This window comes from [Flexibacter] sp. ATCC 35208 (genome assembly GCF_001975825.1).
Lineage (GTDB): Bacteria > Bacteroidota > Bacteroidia > Chitinophagales > Chitinophagaceae > Chitinophaga.
Window position 1 is genome coordinate 1 of the sequence record NZ_MTKN01000134.1, and the last position, 5,920, is coordinate 5,920.

The 5,920-nt window shown below is 33.9% G+C and carries 8 protein-coding genes; 6 read left to right on the forward strand and 2 right to left on the reverse strand.

All coding sequences use genetic code 11. From position 1 onward, the window contains the following. Positions 1–258: 258 nt before the first annotated feature. Positions 259–1,119 carry a GNAT family N-acetyltransferase gene (locus BW716_RS34230; RefSeq protein WP_083730545.1) on the reverse strand — a complete coding sequence of 287 codons (861 nt, stop codon included), beginning with the start codon at positions 1,117–1,119 and terminating at the stop codon, positions 259–261. Positions 1,120–1,401: 282 nt separating this feature from the next. Beyond that, complete coding sequence (locus BW716_RS34235; protein ID WP_083730546.1) at positions 1,402–1,614, reverse strand: helix-turn-helix transcriptional regulator; 213 nt, start codon at positions 1,612–1,614, stop codon at positions 1,402–1,404. 526 nt (positions 1,615–2,140) lie between these two features. Between BW716_RS34235 and BW716_RS34240 the strand changes: the two genes are divergently transcribed. From BW716_RS34240 to BW716_RS34270, 6 genes are all read left to right on the forward strand, one after another. Further along, positions 2,141–2,725 carry a hypothetical protein gene (locus BW716_RS34240; protein WP_083730547.1) on the forward strand — a complete coding sequence of 195 codons (585 nt, stop codon included), beginning with the start codon at positions 2,141–2,143 and terminating at the stop codon, positions 2,723–2,725. Positions 2,726–2,821: 96 nt separating this feature from the next. Then, complete coding sequence (locus BW716_RS34245; RefSeq protein ID WP_179091405.1) at positions 2,822–3,529, forward strand: sensor histidine kinase KdpD; 708 nt, start codon at positions 2,822–2,824, stop codon at positions 3,527–3,529. A 1-nt stretch (position 3,530) separates the two neighbouring features. Then, positions 3,531–4,433 (forward strand): HEPN domain-containing protein, encoded by a 903-nt coding sequence (locus BW716_RS34250; RefSeq protein WP_083730549.1) that lies wholly within the window; start codon positions 3,531–3,533, stop codon positions 4,431–4,433. Between the two features lie 50 nt (positions 4,434–4,483). Continuing rightward, the gene (locus tag BW716_RS39325; RefSeq protein WP_368678277.1) at positions 4,484–4,714 is read left to right on the forward strand and encodes a helix-turn-helix domain-containing protein; all 231 of its coding nucleotides are present in this window, start codon (positions 4,484–4,486) and stop codon (positions 4,712–4,714) included. A gap of 219 nt (positions 4,715–4,933) precedes the next feature. Next, positions 4,934–5,173, forward strand: a complete 240-nt coding sequence (locus BW716_RS34260; protein WP_083730551.1) for a hypothetical protein — start codon at positions 4,934–4,936, stop codon at positions 5,171–5,173. A gap of 252 nt (positions 5,174–5,425) precedes the next feature. Then, a partial coding sequence (locus tag BW716_RS34270; RefSeq protein ID WP_143709213.1) for a recombinase family protein occupies positions 5,426–5,920 on the forward strand: 495 nt, incomplete at its 3' end.

Here is a 5,920-nt window from a genome sequence, read left to right on the forward strand (position 1 = left end):
TTGTTATCTGCCGATTACACATTGGTTGAAATAGGAAAAGCAGAGATCATTTACATAAGAAGATAAATTTGTACTATGGGGGAAATCGATAGAGCTTGCTATACTACATAATTCAGATTTATAGCACAGCCATTCTCCATCAAATAAGTCATATTCTTTAATATTCTTCAACTTGAATCTGTTTTGGTGTTAATTATTAGGGGCCTTATTGTATTGAATTGACTTGCATAGCAAGCTGCTGCTTAGGTATTTATAAAATTAATTGGGCGAATTAATTTCAAACGTGGTCCATTCGTATATTGGTAAATAACCAATTTTTTGAAATATTTTCGAGGTTATATTGTTAGTCTTATCGGAAATAAGGCAACATGCTTGCATCTTCGAGGCCAATTGCCTTTTTGAAATTTCTGTTAATAAATTAGTGGCGTATCTGTTATTCCTATTTTCCATGGGTGTATACAATCCTCCAATTATGGGTGATAATTTATTTTCATTAATTATTGATGCCATTGACAAGACCTTACCCTGTTTTTCCCAAATGAAGACCTTTTCTCTACTTATTGTACGTTGAAGAGTGTTTTTAGCCCTCTCTTTTGACATAACTAAATCACCATGCCATTCAGTGGCATAATAATCAATTAACATTTTGATAAGCTGTGGTAAATGGCTCATTGTCGCGACTTTAAATTTCCCTCCCTTATCAACCAATTTTATGTCATTTGTTTCTTTGCATTCCATAATCTCACGATCCTTGTATATTTTATACGGCATTTTTATTTGATTAAATAAATCTACTAGTAGTGAGGTCTTACCTGAGAAATGAAACCTAGTGTGAAATCTTGAAAAATCAATTCTTTTTATGAGGCATTCTAATATCTCTGAATCCCAATAATTGCCCATAATTATATAATTACCCTCATAGAAAAGGCATATTATATCATCACAGTCATTTTTTGTTGAAAGGTTGAAAAAGTCATAGACATCTATTGAACCATTGCTGGTGAAAATATTTTGTAACGCTGATTGAAAATAGTAATAAACAAAATAGTTCTGTTCAAATAATTTTTTATTGAATTCAGCGAAAGCTTCAAGGTCTGGAAAGCTTTTAATTTTACACATAACGGGATTAATTTCTGTTAAATGATGATTAATGCTTGATATTGGAGATTAAGTGGATTAATGCCAACTTTAATTTTGGTATTGAACTACTTCATAACGGTATGAGGATTTATAAGCTCCAACTTCCAAATACCGTTAAATGGAAATGATGAACCTTTGATTATTGGATATTCAACAATTATACTCATTTCTATTCTGGTAGATTTTTCTTCGTATTGTCTATTAATTAATCCTCCTTATTGCATTAGAACTCTTATTATTAAACTAATTACTAAAATAGATTTATTTATTACTTATCAATAGTCCGCAGACCGCAACATCCAAAATGTTCGCAATTTTAAATAACGTTTCAACTGTGGGCTGATTCCGATTTGTACACCATTTTGACACAGCAGTTGCGCTTACCCCTAGCTGTTCAGCTAACCATATATTGGTCTTTTCTTTTTCTAACAGTACAATTTTTATTCTATTATATTTTCTTCTTTGACCTGGCATATTGCAACTAACAAAAAATGCATCAAAGTATTATCAATCAATCAAATAACAATAACTACAAGTTTATTTAATGACTTTAAGTTATTTTATCTATATTAGAGGTAATTAAAATGATCTGAATGCATTCTATTGATAGCTCATAGAAGCAGATGAAATACAATATATTTAAAGCGCATTTGCTTTATCTCGCTCCTGAAAACTACGGCCTTTTGGAGATGGCGGGAAATAAGGTAGATCGCTCACGTTTTCCTTATTATCTTTAAGGTTAAGACGTGGGCGTCCTTATTCGCCATCGGGGTGTCGTAGCCCTTCAGGAACGATGAGGACTAACCCACGTCTATTTTTATTTTAGGCCCCTCATAATGTTAGTCCTCACAAGCAATTCAATTTCACCCCTCTTCACCCTTTAATGTTTTGCTATGAATTGTAAGGCTATTGAGAATTCTCATCCTTATTTTTTAACTATAATTATTTCGTATCTAACCCTGTCTGAGAATAATTTGTTAACTCTTAATCCCGAATTGTTATGAGTTGCAATGAATATCCAGATTCAGCCTATTTCCCACAGAATCTCAGAACTGAAAAGATCAAAGACCCTTACCTTATTCTCTATGAGTTTTTTGACTATAGCGAATTACCAAGGATTAGAAGCACGTTCTGGGAATTTTTCAAAGCTACTGTGACAGGCAAATTCAATAAGGAAAGCTATAAGTATGTTAGAGTATCTATTGTCGAACTATTCGAACAAATACAAAAACTTATAGAAGCCGCACATTTAATTAATGAAGACTACAAAGAGAAAAGGAAACTACAGATAAATGGCGGTACAGACATTCAACATATCTCAAACTATGGTAAAAAGCCACTTGAAGAAAAGATTGTTAAAATCATTAAAGAAGCTGTTAAGCCAAAAAGAATTTATTCTTTTTGTGACGGTCATTTTAACAGTGAAAATGGGCCTAATTATGATTATCTCATTGTAGTTCCTGAAGACTCCCACCTGCCTTTCGATGAAATGAAAAAGTTGATTGAAGAAGCCCGTTTAGAGTTACCTCCTATTTTATTTTCATTCATAAAAGAGAACCAATTGGTAAAAGGATTAGATAATTGACGAATGTAGTCTTTTAATGTCATTCACTCTCAAAATTATATTATGATATTACTACATAATAACCCGGTCAGAACGAGCCCTACAGATTTAGAAACTATGCAAAGATTTATGGGAATGCTGGCACATGAAATGAGAACGCAGATAGCGGGTATCTGTACTGCTAGTAAAATGCTCCTGAATGAGAAAGAGAGTATGAAGAATGCAGACTTCTATCTTTCACATATTAATTCTATGAGTGTAAATGTTCTGCATGTTTTAAATAACATGATGGCAACAAGTACTATTGGAGATGGAAAGATATCTACAAATACAGTATCGAAACGTATCCAGATTCGTCAATGGTTAAAAGATCTGATTCAGCAGTATAAAGTAATCACTGATACCCGTTCTGTAAAAATAAAAATCAACCTTCTTAGTTCCGTGCCTAAGTTTATAATGACAGATGAAATAAAACTGGGTCAGATTCTAAAGAACTTAATAGACAACGCGCTGAAATTTGCCCCTTCTGATACAGATATTTTAATTCATATCAGTTCTTTGGGAAAAACCCGCCTGCTATTCCAAATATCCGATCATGGAGAGGGTATTCCTGCCGATAAAATTCCCTTCTTATTTCAACCATTTCAGCCAATTGATGAAGGCTTGGGAGGAACGGGTTTAGGGTTATATATCAGCAAACTCTATGCTAAAACTTTAGGTGGGGATCTTATGTTGGTTAAGAGCGACAAAAAAGGAACAACTTTTTTATTTCTGATTGATACACAATGTCAGGCCAGCCCAATTTCTAAAAATTCAATTCATTAATATGAACACAACTAACTTTCTACAGCTTTCTAAACCACAACTAACACAGCTGGTACAGTTAATACAGAAAATTGTACAAACTGTTTCTCCTTTAAAAATTATCTGTTATGGTTATCGAACTACTACCATGAGCGATTGGAGTTGCTTTTTTTATGGAGAAACCCACATTAGAACAATGTATCCTACTTATGATTTATTGCTTATAACAAATGATGACGAGAAGAGGTCACAACATGAAATAATTGAAATTGTAGAACAACATGCAGTAGCGTTAGAGTGTAATACCACTACTGTAATAGAACAACAGAAAGCTGTTAACAAGGGATTAGAGAAGGGTAAACGGTTTGTTTCTACAGTATTTCGTTATGGTACAATCCTGTATAATAATGGTTCAGATTTAACCATTCCGCCACAGGAACTGGAAAGTACTATATTGAAAAAATTGATAGAAGACAACTGGCAAAAGTATTTTGGCTTGGCACATCGTTTCTTAAAGACAGCTAATTATTGTTTTGAGAACGGCTGGAATGAGCAGACCGTTATTGATTTACATCAGTCTGTAGAACATGCCTGTATTGCTATATTAAAGGTTTGTACAGGTTATCGGCCTACAACTCGTAATCTTTCCCGGTTGTTAGACCTGGTAGGTAATTTCTCTCAGGAATTAATGGTTGTTTTTCCTCGATTGACAAAAGAAGAAACATACCTTTTTAATACTTTGAATAGAGCATATTCAGAAGCCCGTTATAAAGAGAAGTACACGGTATCTACTGAAGTTACAAAAGCAATAATGGAAAGGGTTACGATCATATTAGGTTTGGTTGAAAAGCTGTACGAAAAGAAACGACTTAGTTTGGAAGCTGCTCAACCAGTGAGTTTCCCTTTAATTGTAGATAGCCAATGAGTAAACCTAATAATAGTAAGCATAATGCAGAGCAGCGATTGAACTATTTCATGCGATGTCTTGGGCAAGAACTGTTTTCATTACGTAAAAGTCAAAAGAAAAGTATGAAGTCAGTTGCGAAGGATACAAAAATGTCTCCAAGCATACTCTGTAAGGTGGAAAAAGGATTGTACGAAAACTTCTATGTTACTAGATTACTACGACTTTGTAAATATTATAAAGTTGACATGGTAGAAATGTTAGTCCGAGCAGAAGATAAAGATCGAAACAATAGTATTTAAACATGTTTCAATTGAAATCAAATAGTGCTCAATTATTTTCAACCCGTTTTCATTATGTTTTCAATTTGCTTTCAAATGGATATTGGTAATCCTGATAATAGCCTTTTCATGACTTATACAGCCTAATTAAGCAATATCAGACATAAAGTTGCATAAACCGACATTAACGGGAAAGTGCCATTTTCGACGGTGGTAACTTTGTAGAATAAAAAAAAATTTATGATTAAACTCACAAAACAACAATTTGATATTCCATCAAATATTATGCTGGAGGTATGCAATTTAATTTGCGAACACGAACTAGAGCATATCATCACGGAAGTAGATGAAGATGAGGATATCATCAGTCTTGAATTGCAGTACAGTAAACAAGACAGGAAAGTTATTCATAAGATAGAGGATATGATAGCCGATAACAGTGATGAAGAAGACGAGGATGAAGATGAAGAAGATGAATAGTAGTATCCGCAATAGGGAGTATAATTAAGTTTATACTCCCTTATTAAATACAATTCCTTCAAATCACTTTTGTTATATGCCTAACATTGAGTTAACTGAAACATCAGAGAATACTGAATCCATAAATATATCAGACTTAGAGACTTTAAAATTCCTTAAAATATTGGCGAAGATCCTACTATCTGTTAACCATTTAGAACCCGTTGATACACCCGTTGTAAATATTAATCCAATACCTGAAAAATTAGCCGCATGAGTATTATTAATGCTTTCAAACAATTTGGAAACTATTCCAAAAAGCAGCCTGTAAAAGTGGTTGCGCAGGCTGCTGTGATATACACCAGAGTATCCAGCAAGGAACAAGCAGACCATAATTTAAGTCTGGATGTTCAACGTAAATCAATTGAAGAATCTGCCCGAAAGAATAATTTAGGCATCATCGGTTACTTTGGCGGCACTTATGAAAGCGCCAAAACCGATGGTCGTAAAGAGTTTAATCGAATGTTGGACTTTATTAAAACGCGCAAGGGAAAAGTGAGCCATATATTAGTTTACACGCTGGATCGTTTCTCCCGAACAGGAGGCGCAGCCATTAAATTAGCAGAGGAATTAAGGGAGAATTATGGTGTTACAATATTTGCGGTAACTCAGCCTACTGATACTTCCAATCCTAGTGGTGTATTGCATCAGAATATTACCTTTTTATTTAGTCAGTACGATAACCAACTGCGTAAGTATTCGGACCTC